The following is an 18,837-nucleotide window of genomic DNA, read 5'->3' as shown; positions in this document are numbered from 1 at the left end:
TGTCCCATGGCAGCGGAGGCGGACGGTGCGCCGGGCCCGGGCGCGGTCACCGGCCCGGGTGAGCGGCTCGCCCTCAACGGGATGGGCAGTTTCGAGTGGGATCTCGGGACGGGGCGGGTCATCGCCGACCCGTCCGCGATGGCGGTCTTCGACCTCACCCCGGAGGAGTTCGACGGCACCCCCGAGGGCCTCGGCCTGCACATCCCGGGGGAGGACGCGGTCCGGCTCGGCGAGGTGGCACAGACCGCGCTGGAAGGCGGCGAGCAGTCCTACGGCGCGTACTTCACCGTGCTCCGCCGGGACGGCGTACAGCAGTGGACGCACACCCAGGGCCGGATCATCCGGGAGCCGGACGGAGCGGCGCGGCGGATCGTCGGGGTGGTGCGGGACGCCAGGGCCGAGCTCGCCCACTCCGAGCTGCTGCGGAAGCTGGAGGTGGCCCGGGCCAAGCAGACCACGATCGTCCAGCGGACCACCGAGGCGCTGTCCCGGGCGGTGACCGTGGACGACGTCACGGCCGTGCTGACCGGGGCGGGGGCGCTGGAACGTCTGGGCGCGGACGGGCTGGCGCTCGGCCTGGTGGAGAACGGCGCCATGAAGATCATCGCGCTGAGCGGGGAGTCCCTGGACATCCTCAACGAACGGCGCTTCACCCGGCTGGAGGACGACATCCCGCTGTCCCGGGCGGTGATGACCCGCAAGGCGCGGTTCGTCACCTCCATGGACGAGCTGGCGCTGGAGTTCCCGCACATCGAGCACTACCTGCGGGCCATCGTGTTCGACGCGGCCGCCTACCTGCCGCTGATCGCGCAGGCCAAGGCCATCGGCGGACTGGTGCTGTTCTACCGGCGGCGCAGCGAGTTCACCCCGGAGGAGCGGAACCTGACCCTGGGCCTCGCCGGCATCGTCGCCCAGTCCCTGCAGCGGGCACTGCTCTTCGACCAGGAGCGCGAGTTCGCGACCGGCCTGCAGGCGGCCATGCTGCCGCGCCGGATCCCGGACATCTCGGGCGGGGAGATCGCGGTCCGGTACCACTCGGCGTGGAGCGGGCGGGAGGTCGGCGGGGACTGGTACGACGTGATCGCGCTGCCCCGGGACCGGGTCGGGATCGTGGTGGGCGACGTCCAGGGCCACGACACCCACGCGGCGGCGATCATGGGCCAGCTGCGGATCGCGCTGCGCGCCTACGCGGGGGAGGGGCACCCCCCGTCCACGGTGCTCGCCCGCGCCTCCCGCTTCCTGGCGGAGCTCGACACGGAACGATTCGCCACCTGTACGTACGCGCAGGTGGACCTGGAGACCGGCGGCGTACGGGCGGTCCGGGCGGGGCATCTGGGACCGCTCATCCGCCACACCGACGGCCGCACCGGCTGGCCCAACCTGCGCGGCGGCCTGCCGCTGGGCCTGGCCTCGTCCTTCGCGCAGGAGGACTTCCCCGAGACCAGGCTGGACCTGGTCCCGGGCGAGACCCTGGTGCTGTGCACGGACGGGCTGGTGGAGGAGCCGGCCGAGTCGATCACGGCGGGCATGGAGGCGCTGGCGCACGCGGTGCGGACCGGCCCGCAGGAGGCGGGCGCGCTGGCGGACCATCTGCTGGACCGGCTGTGGGAGCGCTGGGGCTCCGGTGACGACGTGGCCCTGCTGGTGCTGCGCCGGGCCCCGGACCCGGGCACCCACCGGGCACCGCGGATCCACCAGTACGTGCACCAGGCCGACCCGGAGGGACTGTCCGAGGCCCGCTACGCGCTGCGCCAGGCCCTGCGGGACTGGGGCATGCCCACGCTGGCCGACGACGTGGAGCTGGCGGCGGGGGAACTGCTGGTCAACGCCCTGCTGCACACGGACGGCGGGGCGGTCCTCACCATGGAGGTGCTGCCGGAACCGGTCCGCAAGGTCCGGCTGTGGGTCAAGGACCGGTCCAGCGTGTGGCCGCGCCGCCGCACCCCGGGCGAGGCGGCGACCACCGGGCGCGGGCTGCTGCTGGTGGACGCGCTGGCCTCGCACTGGGGCGTGGAGTCGCGCGGCGACGGCAAGGCGGTGTGGTGCGAGTTCGACGCCCCGGCCACGGTGTAGGCCGCCCCCTCCGGGCCGCGCCGGGCACGGCCCGCCCCGGGCCGCACGGCGCGGCGATGACTCGGGTGGACGCGTCCGGTTGTGCGGTGCCGACGGCGGCGTGAGCATCTGCCCATGGGAACGATGCGGCCATGAGACCGGCCAAGCGCTGGGCGTCCACCGCCCTCCTCGCTGCCCTCCTGCTCGCGGCCGGCGTACCGGCCGCACTCGGCCGGACGACGGGCCGCCCTCAGGCGGACCCGTCCTGCCGGTCGGTGGCTTTCATGTCGATGGTCGGCCTCGGCCCGGAGTGCCCGTAGGAGGCGCGTAGGAGGCCCGTGGCTAGCGGCGGTGGTCGACCAGTTCGACGTCGCGGCGGTCCTCGGCGACGTACGCCACGGCCACCGGCGGGAAGCCGCTCGCCAGCCGTGCCGCCTGCAGCCGGGCCTCCGCCCCGGCACCTCCCTCGTGGATGCCGGGCGTCATCCGGAGCGTGCCGGTGGCGGCCCAGTCGTGCTCCGCGCCGTCGCACACCGCTTCGCCGCCGCCGAAGGCCAGCCGGGTCCCCTCCTGGACGAGGGTCGCGGAAACCTGAACCGCCCCAGAGGGTGAAGAGGCCGAGCACCGGTAGGTCCCGGAAAGGGTGACGGTGCCGTTCTCGGAAATATGCCCGTACGGCTGTACGGAAATGTAATCGCCGTCGGCCCCGGCGGTCGCCGGAGCGAGGAATACGGTTGCCGCTGCAGCGCCGGCGGCCAGGCAGAAGGCCAGGCGGGAGGGGGTAAGGGGGGCGGGAATTCGCATGAATCCTCCGGGAGTCGCGGGTGGTCTCGGGGGTGAAGTCAGGGGTGAACTCTGGGGTGAACTCCGGGGTGTGCCCGGGCGGGGGAAATCCGCCGCCTCGAATTGTGCTGGCCGGACCCGGGCATCTCGTCCGGCGCGCTCGTGTCGCTGTGTGCAATTGCCCGCTCGGCCGCGTGAGACTGGCCGGAATACCTCACCCACCTCACCCCGATGGCCGCTGAAGGCCCCCGCGCCCGTGAAGGGATCCGCCATGGCCCGCCCGTCCGCCCTACCCGCCGGACTCGCCCTGCTCCCGCTCCTCCCGCTCCTGCTGCTCGGCGCGGCCGGCTGCACGGACGAGCGGGAGGGCGGTGCCGTCGCCCCGGCCGCCGTGCCCGCCGTGCCGGTGGACGACCACGCGCCGGGCGGCCGCGGCAAGGCGGCGCACCACGCGCGAGCGCACGTCGGGGACGCGGTGCAGGTGCACGGACGGGAACTCGGCCGGCACCTGAAGGCCGTGCTCAACGCCTACGTCGACCCGGCCGTCAGCCTGGACGCGCAGTACGGTCCGCCGGCCGGCCGGCGCTGGGTGGCCGCCGGGATGTCCTTCGTCAACGTCGGCGGCGCGACGTACGGGTCACTCGGACGCATGTGGGCGCACGACAGCGCGGGGCGGCGCCATCCGTCGGTTCCCTCCGGCGAGCTCACCACCGGCAAACCGCTCGTCTTCGATTCCCTCCCGGTGGGTGACCGGGCGGAGGGCTGGGTCGTGTTCGAAATTCCGGAAAACGTGCGCATCGTGCGGCTGCAGTACCAGGATGCGAACATCAGGCCGAATTCCGGAGAAGGTTTCTGGGATGTCTAGCCCGCCCGGGTGACGGCCCGTGAAAGGGGCGGGGGAAAGACCACTAGGGTGCGGCGCATGACTTCAACTCAAGCCGAAATCGACCGGTCCCGGCTCGGCACGCTTTCCGTGCTCGCGTGGATCGGCGACCCCGCGGAGGGCCACAAGATCCCGTACCTCCTCGCCTACATCCTCGGCGACGGCCCCAAGGGCCGGGAGGCCAGCGAGAAGGCCGCCGAGGCGCTCCTGCAGGAGATCGGCCTGCCCATCGGCGACGAGATGCTCGATGCCACCGGCAACCCGTCCTTCACGGTCCAGGTGCTCGTCGTGGACGACCAGATCGCCCTCACCCTGCCCGGCCTGAACGCCACCTGCACCGCCCCGCCGGAGTGGGTGGAAGCCGTCGAGGACATCGGAGAGGTGTACTTCCTCTTCAGTACCCGTGCCTGGCCGGAAGCGGTGCCCGGCAAGCCGGTGACCGCGGAGATGCTGCAGGCCTATGCGGGCGACGAGAGCGTGCTCACCGCCAGCGCGCACTGCCTGCTCCGGGTGATGCGCCTGCAGAAGTAGGCGGGCAAGCCTTCCGGCCCGCCCGCACCGGGGACCGCCGGCCGCCGGGCTCCCAGCCTGCCCGGTGGCCGGCCTCCCGGCGCCCCTCCGGGACCGGTCTCCCGGGGCCTCACTCGAAGGCGAACCTCAGCGTCCGCACCCGGTTGTCGAAGTTCGACCCGGCCAGGTCCGGCAGCCCCACCGCCCGCAGGTCCCGCGGCCGGGTCAGCAGCTCCCGGAACAGCGCCTTCATCTCCACCCGGGCCAGGTGCGCCCCCAGGCAGAAGTGCGGACCGCCGCCCCCGAACCCCAGGTGCGGGTTGGGCGAACGGGTGATGTCGAAGCCGTCCGGGTCGGTGAACACGGCCTCGTCCCGGTTGGCGGAGGCGTAGTACAGCACCACCTTCTCGCCCGGCACGAAGGTCCGCCCGCCCAGCGCGTGTTCGGCCCGTACGGTCCGGCGGAACTGGATGATCGGCGTCGAGTGCCGGATCATCTCCTCCACCGCGCCGTCGGCGTACCTCTCGAAGTCCGAGAGCAGCAGCTCCCGCTGGTCCGGATGGTCCGTCAGCAGGGCCAGCCCGTGCGTGATCGCGTTCCGGGTGGTCTCCACCCCGGCCACCATCAGCAGCGAGAAGAACGCCCCCAACTGGCGTGCGCCCAGTGCCTGCCCGTCCACGTTCGCGGTCACCAGCGCCGAGATCAGGTCGTCGGCCGGGTTCCGGCGCCGCTCCCGGCCGATGCCCGCGACCATCCGCTGCATCCGGGCCAGCGCCCGCAGGCCCCGCCCCGGGATCCGCAGCCGGTCGGCGAGCCCGCGCTCCACCCCGATGTTCTCCGAGGCGTGGTTGACCCGGTCGGCGATCTCCGGCCGGTACCGCTCCGGGATGCCCATCATGTTGCAGATGACCTCCAGGGGCAGCCGGGAGGCCACCGCGGAGACGAACTCGTCCGGTCGCCGGGCCAGCACGTCGTCGACGATCCGCGCCGCCACCGCGTGGACGTCGGCCTCGGCGGCGGCCAGCAGCCGCGGGGTGAACGCCCGCTGCACGATCCGCCGCAGCTGGGCGTGGTCGCCGCCGTCCAGGTTCACCATCGAGTCCCCGAACAGCGCCCGCACCCAGCGGGCCGGCTCCGGCGTGGTCACCCCCGGCGCGCTCGCGAACACCTTCGGGTTCCGGCTGGCCTCCTGCACCTCGGCGTGCCGGACCAGAGCCCAGTGGCCCCGCCCGCGCCCCTCGGCGAAGTACGAGGGCCCGTCGAGCGCCCGCAGCCGCGCGAACGCGGCGAGCCGCTCGGCCGGGGGGAGTTGCCAGAACGCCGGATCGGCCAGGTCGCCGCCCGCCGGACCGCCGTACCGCTGTGCCGGGACCCTCATGGCCGTACCCCTTCTCATCCGCTCACCTGACGACCAGAACGCGTCCGGTGGGCCAAGGTCACGCCGACCGCGACGGTGGCGGTGGCCACCAGCCCGGCCCAGAGCACCGCGTACGCACCCGTCCAGGCGCACAGCAGGATCAGCAGGGCCGAGACCGGCAGCGTCAGCTGCTGCGCCACGCCCTCCTTGAAGTGCCGGGAGTGCAGCAGCCACACGAAGGCCATGTACAGCGCCGCGGGCACGCACACGGACAGGTTCGCGGCGACCGTGGAGAGGTGCGCCTTCCCCACGGCGTGTTCCACCGCCACCTCGATCCCGGCGCCGATCGCCGCCGCCGACGCGAAGATGACGAAGTGGCCGTACCCCCACGGAATGGCCTCCCGGTTGCCGGTCAGCCGGTGGTGCACGGGCACCGCGAAGTAGATCCACCAGGCTGAGAAGACCAGCAGCAGCCCGCCCGCGGCGATCGGCAGCAGCAGGTCCAGGGCCTCGTGCTCGTCCAGCGCGGACTGGACGGCGACCGTGGCCGCGGCGATCGTCTCGCCGAGCACGATGATGGTGAACAGGCCGTACCGCTCGGCGATGTGGTGCGGGTGCCAGGGCGTCTGGTGGCCCCGCTCGGCGAGCACCGGCACCAGCAGCTCGGCCGCCACCAGCAAAAGGAACAGCCACCGCTTGCTGCTCTCCGGCGCCCACAGCAGGGCGATCCAGCCCACCTGGCAGACCACCAGCCCGGCCGCGTAGAGGTGGGCGGAGTGCCGGGCCGAGCCGGTCTCCCCGTTGGCGGCGCGCAGCCACTGGGCCGTCAGGGCCACCCGCATCACGATGTAGCCGAGGACGGCGACGGTCCAGTCGTTGTCGTTGAAGGCGCGCGGGATCCCGGCCGAGTAGACGAGCACACCGGCGATCTGCACCAGGGTCGCGATCCGGTACGGCACGTCGTCGACGTCGTAGGCGGAGGCGAACCAGGTGAAGTTCATCCAGGCCCACCACACCCCGAAGAACACGAACAGATAGCCCGTGATCCCGGCCGCGACGTGGTCCTCGGCGAGCGCGTGCACCAGTTGCCGGCCCGCCTGGGCCACCGCCACCACGAAACACAGGTCGAAGAACAGCTCCAGCGGGGTCGCCGCCCGATGGGCCTCGTCACGGCTGCGGGCGGTCATCTGTACGTACGCCATGCCGCCCAGCACATCAGCCGTACGCCGGCCGCGAGGCGAGGCGCGCGGCTCGTGGCGCCCGGGTAGCCCGCGCGGACTGGTTCCACGCCCGCACGGGCGCCGAAGCCCCCTGCTGATCCCCTCCCGTTCACCTCCCGCGGATCCGGTCGGCCCCGGCCGACCCTCCCCCGGAGGTCCCTCCAACGGGCCAACCGCACGGGTGGCAAAACGAGCCCAATCGGTACATACGACCTAGCGTGGAGCTGTGCCCGAGCCCACGGAACCACCCGCCGCGCCGCCTCCCCCCGAGGCGGCGCCCCCACAGGCCCTGCCGCCCCCGCCGGCACCACCACCCCCGCAGGCGCCTCCGATGCCTCCGGCGCCACCGGTCCGTCCTGCCGCCGGGATGTCCCTCACCGCCCGCGCCACCCTCGCCGGGGCCGCCGTCTCCCTGCTGCTCGTCCTCGCGATCGTGCTGGGCAGCCGCTTGCTGCGCGACTTCGACTCCGCCCTGCTGCCGTACGCCGTCGCCACCGTCTTCCTCGCCTTCGGCATCGCCTACCGCTACACGGTCTGGATCTCCGCCCCCGGCGCCAACCGGCTCTTCAGGAAGGGCTTCGGCAGCTTCTTCTCGGCGGACAACTTCAGGCAGGCGCCCACCGCGCTGCCGAGGATGATCGCCACCTACCTCGGCTTCCAGAAGTTCCTCGGCGCCCGCTCCCGCCCCCGCTGGATCGCCCACCAGCTGATCTTCTGGGGCTGCCTGCTGGCCGCCGCCATCACCTTCCCGCTGACCTGGGGCTGGTTCACCTTCACCTCCTCGACCGGCTCCGGCCCCGGCTACGAAATGCGGATCTGGGGGTTCAAGGTCCTCGGCTTCGACTCCCTGGACTTCTTCGGCTGGGTCATGTTCCACGGCCTGGACCTCGCCGCCGTCCTGGTCATCCCCAGCGCCTGCTACTTCCTGTGGCGGCGGATGAAGGACCGCGGAGCCATCACCGGACAGCGCTTCGCCTACGACCTGCTGCCGCTGATCCTGCTGATCGTCATCTCGGTCACCGGCCTGCTGCTCACCTTCTCCTCGATCTTCCTGCACGGCGGCGGCTACGAGTTCCTGGCGATCCTCCACATGGCCTCGGTCGTCTTCACCCTCGTCTACATCCCGTTCGGGAAGTTCTTCCACATCGTCCAGCGGCCCGCCGCCGTCGGCATGCAGCTGTTCAAGTACACCGCCCGGCAGGACGAGCAGGTCTTCGCCTGCAAGCGCTGCGGCGAGCCGGTGGACACCGCCCCGTACGTGGAGAACCTGCGCGGCACGATGAGGGACCTGGAACTCGACTTCGACGCATGGGCCGAGTACTGCCCCCGCTGCAAGCGGGTACTGCGGGGCAGCGCCTACCTCACGGACGTCAAGAAGGGGTTCAAGTGACCTCACCGCTGCCGCTCGACCCCTCGATCGCCCCGCCCGGCACCCGCAACTTCCGCGACGCGGGCGGCATCCCGGCCGACCGGTGGCACGCCGACCAGGAGGGGGAGACCCTCGTCCCCACCCACTGCTGCTTCTGCGGGGTCCAGTGCGGCATGTACCTGCGGGTGGACCGGGCCGGCAAGGTCTTCGGAGTGGAGCCCCGCAACCACGACATCAACCGGATGCGCCTGTGCCCCAAGGGCATCAACGCCTACCAGCAGGTCAACCACCCCGACCGGCTGACCTCCCCGCTGCTCCGGCGGACCCGTGACGAACCCTTCCGCGAGGTGTCCTGGGAGGAGGCCCTCGACCACACCGCCGCCGAGATCGAGCGGATCCAGGCACAGCACGGAAACGACGCCTTCGGCATGCTCGGCGGGGCCAGCCTCTTCTCCGAGAAGACCTATCTGGTCGGCAAGTTCGCCCGGGTCGCCCTGAAGACCAGGCACGTCGACTACAACGGCCGCCTGTGCATGGTCAGCGCCGCCGGCGCCAACAAGCTCGCCTTCGGCATCGACCGGGCCGGCAACCCCTTCTCCGACATCCTCCTCACCGACTGCCTGCTCATCGCCGGGTCCAACGTCGGCGAATGCTTCCCCGTGATGACCCAGTACCTGTGGGGCGCCCGCGACCGCGGCGCCACCCTGATCGTGGTCGACCCGCGGGAGACCGCCATCGCCCGCACCGCCGACATCCACGTCGCCCTGCGCCCCGGCACCGACTCCGCCTTCTTCAACTCCGTCCTGCACGTGGTGATCCAGGAGGAACTCGACGACGAGGGCTACGTCGGCGCCCACGCCACCGGCTGGGACGAGGTCCGCGACACCGTCGCCGCGTACCCGCCCGCCCGCGCCGCCGAGATCTGCGGCATCCCCGCCGAACAGATCGTCCGGGTCGCCCGGACCTTCGCGGGCGCGGACAAGGCCATGGCCTGGCACGCCCGGGGCATCGAGCACCACTCCCAGGGTGTGGAGAACTGCCTGTCCGTGATCAACCTGTGCGTGGCCACCGGCAACATCGGCAAGCCCGGCGCCGGCTACGGCACCATCACCGGCCAGGGCAACGGCCAGGGCGGCCGGGAACACGGCCAGAAGTCCGACCTGCTCCCCGGCGGCCGCTCCATCGCCAACCCCGAGCACCGCCGGGAGATCTGTGAGATCTGGGGAATCGAGGAGTCCGAGCTCCCCGCCGCCGGCACCTCGATGATGGAGATGGTCTGGCAGATGCGGCGGAAGGAGATCCGCGGCCTGATCGGCATCTGCAACAACCCCTTCGTCTCCCTGCCCAACTACGGGGTCGTGAAGGAGGGTTACGACACCGCCGAATTCCATGTCCAACTCGACTTCTTCCTTTCCGAGACCGCGGCCAACGCGCACGTGGTCCTACCCGTCACCACCTGGGCCGAGGACGAAGGCGTCATGGCCAACGCCGAAGCCCGGGTGGTCAAGCACAACAAGGCCCAGGAACCTCCCCCCGGAGTCCGAACCGACACCTGGGTGCTGTGTGAGCTCGCCAAGCGCCTGGGCACCGGCGACAAATTCGACTACCCCGGCTCCCGCGAGGTGTTCGAGGAACTCCGCATCGCCTCCGCCGGCACCGTGAACGACTACTACGGGATCACCTACGAGCGCCTGGAGGAGACCGGCGGGATCTGCTGGCCCTGCCCCTCGACCGACCACCCGGGCACCCCCCGGCTGTTCGAGGACGGCCGCACCTACCACCCCGACGGCAAGATCCACCTCCAGGTCGTCGAATGGCATCCCCCGATGGATGCCTACACCGAGGAGTTCCCCCTCTCCCTCACCACCGGCCGCACCGTGGCGCACTACCTCTCCGGCAACCAGACCCGCCGCCTGGGCGCTCTGGTCGAGCAGACCCCGCGCCCCTGGGTGGAGGTCCATCCCTCCCACGGCTTCCGCACCGGCGACCCCGTCCGGGTGGTCACCCGCCGCGGCAGCGAGGTCTTCCCCGCCCTGGTCACCGAGGCCATCCGCCCCGACACGGTCTTCATCCCCTACCACTGGCCCGTGCCGACCGCGGCCAACGCCCTCACCCTCGACGCACTCGACCCCCGTTCCAAGATCCCCGAGTACAAGGTCTGCGCCGCCCGGATCGAGGCCGCCGAACACGTCGACGAGGTCCCGGAACCCCCCACCGCCCCCGGTCACGTGGCCTACCCGGAGACCCAGGTCTCCCGCACCGATCCGCTTCCGCCCACGTCCCCGCAGGGCCGCGGCACGGCCGAGAGGAGCTGAGCGAACCATGATGGGCCGCACGATCTTCATCGACCCGGGCCGCTGCATCGGCTGCCAGGCCTGCGTCTCCGCCTGCCGCGAATGCGACTCGCACCGCGGCAAGTCGATGATCCACCTGGACTACACCGACACCGGCCGGTCCGTCGCCTCCCTTCCCACCGTCTGCATGCACTGCGAGGACCCGGTCGCGCCCTGCGCCGAGGTCTGCCCCGCCGACGCCATCCTGGTCACCGCCGACGGGGTGGTGCAGCAGGCCGACACCACCCGCTGCATCGGCTGCGCCAACTGCGTCAACGCCTGCCCCTTCGGCGTCCCGAAGATCGACCTCCAGGCGAAGCTGCAGATGAAGTGCAACCTCTGCTACGACCGCACCGCCTACGGCCTCGCCCCCATGTGCGCCACCGTCTGCCCCACCGGCGCCCTGTTCTACGGAACGCTCGAGGAACTCCAGGCCGAGCGCCCCGGGGTCCAGGTCGCGGACTCCTTCACCTTCGGCGACGTGGTCGTCAGCACGGGCGTGGCGATGGTCGTCCCCGCCGACAAGGTCCAGTGGCCCGTCCCCGGCGGCCTGCCCGTCGTCGAGATCAACGGAGTGGATGTCCAGTGACCCTGACCGAACAGCCGGAAGCCGAACCCGCCGCCCAGGCCGCCCACGAACAGCTCCGCGACCGGATCAGCGCCGACTCCCTCACCACCCGGCGCGACTACCTGCGGATCGTCGCCACCGTCTCCGGCGGCCTGGCCATCGGCGGGGTCGGCGTCGCCGCCGGCATCCTGCACCGGCACGGCGACAGCGAGACCCTCCCCGAGACCAGGAAGGTCGCCGACCAGATCCTCCCCGGGCAGTCCGTGGCCTTCCGCTTCCCCGGCGACGAGGACCGCGCCGTGGCCGTCCGCCTCGCCGACGGCACCCTGGTCGGCTACTCCGCCGTCTGCACCCACCTGGCCTGCGCCGTGCTCTGGCGGGAGGACCGCGGCACCGAGGGCGAGCTGTACTGCCCCTGCCACGAGGGCGTCTTCGACGCCCGCACCGGCGAGGTGACGGCAGGCCCGCCGCCCCGCCCGCTCCCCAGGATCTTCCTGACCGAGCGGCTCGACGGCAGCGTCTGGGCCGTGGCCACCGCCCGCTCCGGGGAAACGGCCAAGGACGCCCTCTGCCGGCAGTTCGCCGATTCCCGACCCGACATGGCCGAGCGGCTCGGCTGCCCCGGAACGGCCACCGCCCCCGAGATCAGGCAGACCTGATGAGCGACGCCCCGCTGCCTCCCCGGCCCGCCTACAGCCCCGGCAGCGCCCGGCCCCGGCTGAACCGGCCCGTCCGGGAGCGCTACCCGCAGATCCGGCCCACCAGCGGCTACGGCGACCCCCGCGTCCGGCACACCGGGCCGGGCCCGGGGGCCGGCACCGAGCAGGAGCCCGAGCGTTCCGCCAAACTCAACGCCCGGCTCGCACTGGTCCTCACCGTGGCCGCCGGCCAGCTCTGGGGCCTGACGGTCACCGTCAACGCGTGGATGCAGGGGAACACCGGGACGGCCTGGTGGGGGGCGGGATTCCTGATCCTCTCGTTCTTGGTCGTGCTCGGCCTGTGGTACCTCGATCCGAAGGACCGGTGACCAGTCGGCCGCCAGCCGGCTCCCCCCGCCACAGGCCGCGGCCCTCGAACGGGCCCGGAACACCCGCACGGGCACCGCGGCTCCCGACCGCGTCCGGGCGGCGGGGGCGGCCGTACTCTGGGTGCATGAGTACCGCCCCCGCGCCCGGTTCCGGGCCCGTCCCCGAGCCCGGGTCGCAGCCTTCCCAGGCGCACCGGCCGTCGTCCAGGCCCAAGCCGGCCCTGATCTTCGACGACCCGCTGGACCAGCAGTCCTCCGACGACACGGACCGCGGCTGGGGCGAACGGCCGACCTCCTCGGGCAGCGCCGCCGATCTGGCGCGCTTCCTCGACGAGAAGCCGCCCCACCACCTCTGAGCCGCCCGCCCCGCGCGACGCGGCAGACCTGCCAGACCTGCCAGACGCCCCGGACCCGTCGGACGCCCCGGACCCGTCGGACGGCCCGGACCCGTCGGACGGCCCGGACCCGTCAGACGGCCCGGACCCGGCCTCGGGCGGGCCCGGCCCGGGACGGTCAGGCCGGGTGGCTGCCGTTGCGCGGCTGCGCGGCCAGGTCGGAGGAGCCGGTGCGCTGCGCCACCAGGTTGTCGCGGATCTCCTTGAGCACCTCCAGCTCGGTGACCTCCAGGGTCTCCTGCACGCCCTCCCGGGCCTTCCGCCGCGCCTCCTGCCGGGCGAGGTACTTCGCCATCGGCAGCACCATCAGGAAGTAGACGACGGCGGCCGTGATCACGAAGGTCAGCGTGGCGTTCAGCACGCTGCCCCAGAGGATGTTCACGCCGACCGGGTTGCCCTTTGCGTCCACGGTGCAGGGACCCTTCAGACACGAGGTGTAGCCGTCCAGGCTCTTCGTGCCGATCGCGCCCACCACCGGGCCGATGATCCCCTTCACCACGGAGTTCACGATGTTCGTGAACGCGGCACCGATGACCACGGCGACCGCCAGGTCCACCACGTTGCCGCGCATCAGGAAGGCCTTGAAGCCCGCCAGGACGCTCTCCTTCTTCTTCTCGCTCACCACTGAGCCTTTCCTCGTTCGAACAGGACGCGGAGCCAACGGTTCCGAAAACTACGGCAGTCCGGCCGCGGCCTGTCCAATCGGCGCACACCTTCAGGTGATTCGGCTGATCATGGGCGCGATTCAGCACAGTGTCACCGCCAGCGGTGTCACGGCGCCCACACCCACGAGCTGCCGTGCGGTGTCCCGCGGCACGGACAGGACCACCAGCGCCCCGCCGTCCGCAACACCCTTGTCCTGAGCGGGGACTTCGGCCACGCGGGCACCCGCCGCCACCACCCGTGGCGGCCCGTCCCGCTCCGCCGCCACCACGTCCACCCGATCACCGGGCCGCAGCAGCCGTACCGCCGCCGCATCCGCGATCCGCACCGGCGCGGACACCAGCCGCACCACGGGGGCTGACCTCGGCCCCGGCCGGGGCTGCGGCGGTGCCTCACCGCGCTGGGCCCGCGCCTCGGCCCCGCCGGCCGCCAGCGCGGCCGCAGCGGCCACCGCCAGCCCGACCCCGGCAGCCCGCCGCCTGCGCCGCACGGCCCGCCGCAGCCGCCCGGGCCCCCGCCCGACCCGCAGCGGGGCGAACTCCGGCACCGCGCGTGGCGGCGGACACGCGACCGGAGCCGCGGACGGGGGAGACGCAGCCGAAGACGCCGAACCACGGGAAGGAGAGGAAGAAACCGAAGAGGCGGAAGAAGCCGAAGAAGCCGAAGAAGCCGAAGAAGCCGAAGGAGAGAAGGAACCGGAAGAGGGGAAGAAAGCGCCGGACATGCCGACCACCGCCCGTCGAGAGGGAGCTCACCCCGGACACCGCGCCCGGACACCCCTCACGATCCGCCACAGGGCCCGCACTCCGCCGGGCCCTGTGGACACTCCCCAGCCTGTGGAAAACCCGATCGCCCACACGGGTTACGGCCGGAAGGCCCTACGGCAGCTCGATGCCCAGGTCCCACCCATCGTGCACATGCGTGCACAGGCAGGACCGCGACTCCGTCCGCGGCAGCGCGGCCACCGCGTCGAACAGCACCTCGCGGAGCCGGCCCACGTTCTCGCCGAAGACCTTCAGGACCTCCGTGTGGGAGACGCCCTCGCCGGTCTCCGCGCCCGCGTCCAGGTCGGTCACCAGCGCCATCGAGGTGTAGCAGAGCCCCAGCTCACGGGCGAGGAAGGCCTCCGGGTGCCCGGTCATGCCGACCACCGACCAGCCCATCGCCGCGTGGAAGCGCGATTCGGCCCGGGTGGAGAACCGGGGCCCCTCCACGACCACCATGGTGCCGCCGTCCACCGGCTCCCAGGCGCGCCCGCGCGCCGCCTCGAGTGCCACCGACCGCCCGACCGGGCAGTACGGGTCGGCGAAGCTCGTGTGGACCACGTTGGGGACGGTGCCGTCGGGCAGCGGGTGCCCGTCGAAGTAGGTCTGCGCACGGGCCTTCGTACGGTCGACCAGCTGGTCGGGGACCAGCAGGGTGCCCGGGCCGTATTCGGGACGCAGGCCGCCCACCGCGCACGGGCCCAGCACCTGGCGGACCCCGACCGAGCGCAGCGCCCACAGGTTGGCGCGGTAGTTGATCCGGTGCGGCGGAAGGTGGTGCCCGCGGCCGTGCCGGGGCAGGAAGGCCACCGTCCGCCCGGCCAGCTCGCCCACGTAGAGCGAGTCGCTCGGGGCCCCGTACGGGGTGTCGACCTGGATCTCGGACATGTCCTCCAGGAAGGAGTAGAAGCCCGACCCGCCTATCACGCCGATCTCTGCGTTCACCATGCGGACCAGCCTACGAGACGCCCGCGTCCGGGTGCGCGAAAGCCCCCGCGCCGTTCGGGCGCGGGGGCCTCCGCTCAGGTCGTGCGGCTCGCGTACCGGGGTACGGAGCGTCAGGCGGCCGGGGTGCTCGGCGCGGGGGCCGGGGCGGCAGCCGGAGCCGCGGTCGACGTCGAGGACGCGGCCGCGGGCTTCGAAGAGCTGGACGCCGGGGTGCTGCTCGACGAGGCGCCTCGGCTGTCGTTCCGGTAGAAACCGGAACCCTTGAAGACGATGCCGACCGCGGAGAACACCTTCTTCAGGCGTCCCTTGCAGCTCGGGCACTCGGTCAGGGCGTCGTCCGTGAACTTCTGCACGGCCTCGAGGCCCTCACCGCACTCGGTGCACTGGTACTGGTAGGTCGGCACGATCTTCCTCCTGGCACTCTGACTCGATGAGTGCTAACGACGCTCCATGGTGACCTATTCCGGCGGATCAGTCCACCGTCACCGGCACGCGGTGACCGAGACCACGCTCGTTCACCCGCGTCACAGCCGGCCCGTCACCCTGGACCGCGGCACTCGAGGACGGCTTGGCGGCCGGCTTGGCGGAAGCCGTGGCCGCCGTGGTGAGACCGGCCTCGGCCGCGGCCTGGGCCGCCACCGACGCGGGGATCACGATGCGGCTCGGGGCCTTCGGCGCCAGCCTGCCGCGCAGCGCCAGCAGCGTGGCCAGGGCCAGCACGGTCGCGGCCATCGGCACCAGGAACCCGGAGGCGGAGCCGTACGCGTCGGTCAGCCGGCCCGCCAGGACCACGGCACCGGCCTGGCCGAAGGCGACCGCGCCGGTCAGCCAGGTGAAGGCCTCGGTGCGGGAGCCCGCCGGGACCAGGCTCTCGACCATCGTGAAGCCGGTGATCAGGGCCGGGGCGATGCACAGGCCGACCAGCAGACCGATCCCGCCGAGCACGACCGCGGAGTTCGCGGTCCACAGCAGCGAGGCGGCGGCGGTGAGGCCGATGTAGCCCACGATCAGGCGGCGGCGCGGGCCGACCTTCCAGGCGATGGCGCCCATGGCGATGCCGGCGGCCATGTTGCCCGCGGCGAAGACGCCGTAGAGCAGACCGTTGGCACCGGGGTTGCCGATCTCGTTGGAGAAGGCCGCCAGGGAGACCTGCATGCCGCCGAAGACGGCGCCGATGCCGACGAAGGCGGCGATCAGGACCCACAGGGCCGGGAAGGTGAACGCCGGGGCGTGCTTCTCACCGGCACCGGCGGCGCGACCGCGCGGCTTGGGCTGGGTGGCGCGCTGGGCGGCGAACAGCAGGCCGCCGAGCAGCGTCAGCGCGGCCTCGGTCACCAGGCCGGCGCCCGGGTGCACACCGGTGCACAGGGCCGTGGCCAGCACCGGGCCCACCACGAAGGTGAACTCGTCGGTGACGGACTCGAACGCGGCGGCCGTCGGCAGCAGCGGCGAGCCCTCCAGGCGCGCGGCCCAGCGGGCGCGCACCATCGGGCCGACCTGCGGGACACTCGCACCGGCCGGGACGGCGGCCAGCGCGAGCGCCCAGAGTGGGGCGCCCATCAGGGCGAGGGTGGCGAGGCCGCTCACTGCGGCGGAGTGCGTGAGCACCACGGGGACCAGGACGGCGCCCTGGCCGTGGCGGTCGGTGAAGTGACCCATCACCGGGGCGAACAGCGCCATCGAGATGCCGGTGACGGCGGCGACGATGCCGGCGTTCGCGTACGAGCCCGTGGTGTGCTGGACGAGCAGCAGGATGCTGATGGTCAGCATGCCGAACGGCAGCCGGGCGGCGAAGCCGGGGAGCACGAAGCTCACGGCGCCGGGGGTGCGAAGGAGCGCCCCGTATCCGGGCTTGGCGGCGCGCGCGGCGGTGGCGCCGGTGGTGGAAGTGGTGGTGGAGGACGACGTCTCGGACTTGTCGGTCGTGACCGCGGATGTCACGGCCCTTGCCTTTCTGCTGCCTGGTAGAGCGTCCCCGTCTGCGGGCGGTGCTGGCCTTGTGAGCCGCACCCGTACATGTGGGAGCCCCGAGAGCTGTCCTCTTGCGCAGAACCGAGTGATACCTGGGCGCCCGCACTTGGGGAGGGCGCCGCGGCCGCCGAGCGGTCGCGCCAGCTCTGCATCAGGCAGAGTTGGTTCGTTTGTGTTCCTTAATCGTACAGGCAAAGTCGCTGCCACGCCCTGTGATTACGCTGGCAAGATGTGTCTTAACCTTTGATTAACCGGATTGTCGCCTTCCGCTCCCATGGAAACAGGCGTGAAACCTCCCGTTCTCCTGGTGAACGAAGAGCGTGAGCGGTCAGATGATCGTCCGGTCCGCCCCGCGGAGCCTCGTGCGATCCGCCGCTGGCCAGGTGGCGTGTCCCGTACGTAAGGGACACCCCGGGCCCGGTCCGGAAGGCGCTGCTCAGTGCAGCGAGGCCCCGCCGGTCCCCAGCCAGCCGGCCAGCTTGCCGCCCCGGGCCACCGCCCGCAGCCGCGCCTCCGCCGCGTCCCGCACCTGGTCCGTCGCCACCACCAGCAGTTCGTCCCCGTGCCGCAGCACCGTGGACGGGAGCGGCACGAAGCTCTTCTCCTCCCGCACGACGAGGGTGACGGCCGCTCCGGCGGGCAGCCGCAGCTCGCTGACCTCGACGCCGTGCATCCGGGAGCCGTCCGGGATGCCGAAGGACAGCAGGTGCCCGCGCAGCTTCTCCAGCGGTGCCGATTCGATGCCGAGGTCCTGGGCGGCCTCCCCGGTCTCCCGGAGCTCCAGCTTCCGGGCCAGCCAGGGCAGGGTCGGTCCCTGCACCAGCGTGTAGACGACCACCAGCATGAAGACGATGTTGAAGATCCGGCCGCTGCCCTCGATCCCGGACACCATCGGGATCGTGGCCAGGATGATGGGCACCGCCCCGCGCAGGCCGGCCCAGGACATCAGGGTCTTCTCCTGCCAGGCCATCTTGAACGGCAGCAGGCTGACGAACACCGACACCGGCCGTGCCACCAGGGTGAGCACCAGTCCGATGACCATGGCGGGCCAGATGTCGTCACCCAGCTCGTGCGGGGTCACCAGCAGGCCGAGCAGGACGAACATGCCGATCTGGGCGATCCAGCCGAGCCCGTCGGCGAAGCCCCGGGTGGCCGGCCAGTGCGGCAGCTTCGAGTTCCCCAGCACCATCGCCGCCAGGTACACGGCGAGGAAGCCGGAGCCGTGTGCCATCGCGCCGGCCGCGTACGCCGTCACGGCGATGGCCATCACGGCGATCGGATAGAGGCCCGAGGCGGGCAGGGCCACGTGCCGGAGGCCGTACGAGCCGATGAAGCCCACCGCGAGGCCGACGGCCGCGCCGATGGCCAGCTCCAGCAGGATCTCGCCGATCAGGACGTACCAGTCGCTGATGGGGCCGACCGTCGAGAAGGCCACCACCAGGATCACCACCGGGGCGTCGTTGAAGCCGGACTCGGCCTCCAGGACGCCCGTGACCCGTGCCGGCAGTGGCACCTTCCGCAGCACCGAGAAGACCGCCGCCGCGTCCGTCGAGGAGACGACCGCGCCGATCAGCAGGGCCTGCCGCCAGTCCAATCCGATCAGGTAGTGGGCTCCGGCCGCCGTCACGCCCACGCTGATCCCCACGCCCACCAGCGACAGCATCGCCGCGGCCGGCATGGCGGGTTCGATCTCTTTCCACTTCGTGCCCAGACCGCCCTCGGCGAGGATCACAACCAGGGCCGCGTATCCGATGACCTGGGTCAGCTCCGCGTTGTCGAAGCCGACGCCGATGCCGTCCTGGCCTATCGCGATGCCTATGCCGAGGTAGATGAGCAGGCTGGGCAGACCGCTCCGCGACGAGACGCGTACCGCCGCCACCGCGACGAGCAGTACGAGCGAGCAGACCAGCAGAAGTGCGTTGAGGTCGTGGACGGTCAGCGGGCGATCCTCTCTCACGGGCCTGCCGGATCGTTCCTCCGATGGCCGGCGGTGC

General features: G+C 72.2%; 19 protein-coding genes. 10 read left to right on the top strand and 9 right to left on the bottom strand.

Annotated elements, in window-relative coordinates:
• The first annotated feature begins 6 nt into the window (after window positions 1-6).
• Together AC067U_RS13275 and AC067U_RS13270 are read left to right on the top strand one after the other, a co-directional pair.
• Window positions 7-2,073, top strand: a complete 2,067-nt coding sequence (locus tag AC067U_RS13275; RefSeq protein ID WP_478829773.1) for a SpoIIE family protein phosphatase — start codon at window positions 7-9, stop codon at window positions 2,071-2,073.
• Window positions 2,074-2,204: 131 nt separating this feature from the next.
• On the top strand, window positions 2,205-2,372 hold the full coding sequence (locus AC067U_RS13270; RefSeq protein WP_478829772.1) for a hypothetical protein: 168 nt from the start codon (window positions 2,205-2,207) through the stop codon (window positions 2,370-2,372).
• Window positions 2,373-2,394: 22 nt separating this feature from the next.
• On the opposite strand, the gene AC067U_RS13265 is transcribed toward AC067U_RS13270, so the two are convergent.
• On the bottom strand, window positions 2,395-2,856 hold the full coding sequence (locus tag AC067U_RS13265; RefSeq protein WP_478829771.1) for a DUF6299 family protein: 462 nt from the start codon (window positions 2,854-2,856) through the stop codon (window positions 2,395-2,397).
• Between the two features lie 250 nt (window positions 2,857-3,106).
• Between AC067U_RS13265 and AC067U_RS13260 the strand changes: the two genes are divergently transcribed.
• Window positions 3,107-3,700 carry a DUF4352 domain-containing protein gene (locus tag AC067U_RS13260; protein WP_478829770.1) on the top strand — a complete coding sequence of 198 codons (594 nt, stop codon included), beginning with the start codon at window positions 3,107-3,109 and terminating at the stop codon, window positions 3,698-3,700.
• A 57-nt stretch (window positions 3,701-3,757) separates the two neighbouring features.
• Window positions 3,758-4,249, top strand: a complete 492-nt coding sequence (locus AC067U_RS13255; RefSeq protein ID WP_478829769.1) for a DUF5949 family protein — start codon at window positions 3,758-3,760, stop codon at window positions 4,247-4,249.
• 109 nt (window positions 4,250-4,358) lie between these two features.
• Here AC067U_RS13255 and AC067U_RS13250 read toward each other — a convergent pair whose 3' ends face one another.
• Window positions 4,359-5,606: a cytochrome P450 gene (locus AC067U_RS13250; protein ID WP_478829768.1), complete on the bottom strand. Its 1,248-nt coding sequence runs from the start codon at window positions 5,604-5,606 to the stop codon at window positions 4,359-4,361.
• A 14-nt stretch (window positions 5,607-5,620) separates the two neighbouring features.
• Complete coding sequence (locus AC067U_RS13245) at window positions 5,621-6,787, bottom strand: low temperature requirement protein A (protein ID WP_478829767.1); 1,167 nt, start codon at window positions 6,785-6,787, stop codon at window positions 5,621-5,623.
• Window positions 6,788-7,031: 244 nt separating this feature from the next.
• On the opposite strand from AC067U_RS13245, the gene AC067U_RS13240 reads away from it, so the two are divergent.
• The 6 genes from AC067U_RS13240 to AC067U_RS13215 all read left to right on the top strand — a co-directional run bounded on the left by AC067U_RS13240 (window position 7,032) and on the right by AC067U_RS13215 (window position 12,458).
• Complete coding sequence (locus AC067U_RS13240) at window positions 7,032-8,195, top strand: MFS transporter (protein ID WP_478829766.1); 1,164 nt, start codon at window positions 7,032-7,034, stop codon at window positions 8,193-8,195.
• Window positions 8,192-10,489, top strand: coding sequence for a molybdopterin oxidoreductase family protein (locus AC067U_RS13235; RefSeq protein WP_478829765.1), 2,298 nt, complete (start codon window positions 8,192-8,194; stop codon window positions 10,487-10,489). The genes AC067U_RS13240 and AC067U_RS13235 overlap by 4 nt, the downstream gene beginning before the upstream one ends.
• A gap of 7 nt (window positions 10,490-10,496) precedes the next feature.
• Window positions 10,497-11,096, top strand: a complete 600-nt coding sequence (locus AC067U_RS13230; RefSeq protein WP_478829764.1) for a 4Fe-4S dicluster domain-containing protein — start codon at window positions 10,497-10,499, stop codon at window positions 11,094-11,096.
• A complete protein-coding gene (locus tag AC067U_RS13225) occupies window positions 11,093-11,734 on the top strand; it encodes a QcrA and Rieske domain-containing protein (RefSeq protein WP_478829763.1) in 642 nt (213 codons plus the stop codon). Before AC067U_RS13230 ends, AC067U_RS13225 begins: the two co-directional genes overlap by 4 nt.
• The gene (locus AC067U_RS13220; RefSeq protein ID WP_478829762.1) at window positions 11,734-12,102 is read left to right on the top strand and encodes a hypothetical protein; all 369 of its coding nucleotides are present in this window, start codon (window positions 11,734-11,736) and stop codon (window positions 12,100-12,102) included. Before AC067U_RS13225 ends, AC067U_RS13220 begins: the two co-directional genes overlap by 1 nt.
• 125 nt (window positions 12,103-12,227) lie before the next feature.
• The gene (locus AC067U_RS13215) at window positions 12,228-12,458 is read left to right on the top strand and encodes a hypothetical protein (RefSeq protein ID WP_478829761.1); all 231 of its coding nucleotides are present in this window, start codon (window positions 12,228-12,230) and stop codon (window positions 12,456-12,458) included.
• 157 nt (window positions 12,459-12,615) lie between these two features.
• Here AC067U_RS13215 and mscL read toward each other — a convergent pair whose 3' ends face one another.
• The 6 genes from mscL to AC067U_RS13185 form a co-directional block, all read right to left on the bottom strand.
• Window positions 12,616-13,119: a large conductance mechanosensitive channel protein MscL gene (gene mscL / locus AC067U_RS13210; RefSeq protein ID WP_478829760.1), complete on the bottom strand. Its 504-nt coding sequence runs from the start codon at window positions 13,117-13,119 to the stop codon at window positions 12,616-12,618.
• A gap of 123 nt (window positions 13,120-13,242) precedes the next feature.
• Complete coding sequence (locus AC067U_RS13205; protein WP_478829759.1) at window positions 13,243-13,707, bottom strand: hypothetical protein; 465 nt, start codon at window positions 13,705-13,707, stop codon at window positions 13,243-13,245.
• A gap of 331 nt (window positions 13,708-14,038) precedes the next feature.
• Window positions 14,039-14,872: an S-methyl-5'-thioadenosine phosphorylase gene (locus tag AC067U_RS13200; RefSeq protein WP_478829758.1), complete on the bottom strand. Its 834-nt coding sequence runs from the start codon at window positions 14,870-14,872 to the stop codon at window positions 14,039-14,041.
• 110 nt (window positions 14,873-14,982) lie between these two features.
• Window positions 14,983-15,276 carry an FmdB family zinc ribbon protein gene (locus tag AC067U_RS13195; protein ID WP_478829757.1) on the bottom strand — a complete coding sequence of 98 codons (294 nt, stop codon included), beginning with the start codon at window positions 15,274-15,276 and terminating at the stop codon, window positions 14,983-14,985.
• A 67-nt stretch (window positions 15,277-15,343) separates the two neighbouring features.
• Window positions 15,344-16,687 (bottom strand): MFS transporter, encoded by a 1,344-nt coding sequence (locus AC067U_RS13190; protein WP_478830104.1) that lies wholly within the window; start codon window positions 16,685-16,687, stop codon window positions 15,344-15,346.
• A 592-nt stretch (window positions 16,688-17,279) separates the two neighbouring features.
• A complete protein-coding gene (locus AC067U_RS13185) occupies window positions 17,280-18,800 on the bottom strand; it encodes a potassium/proton antiporter (protein ID WP_478829756.1) in 1,521 nt (506 codons plus the stop codon).
• Between the last annotated feature and the right edge of the window lie 37 nt (window positions 18,801-18,837).

The sequence above is a fragment of the Streptomyces sp. NPDC043853 genome (genome assembly GCF_056436025.1).
Note: the sequence above shows the minus strand (reverse complement) of the source record. Positions and strands in the feature narration are given on the sequence as shown.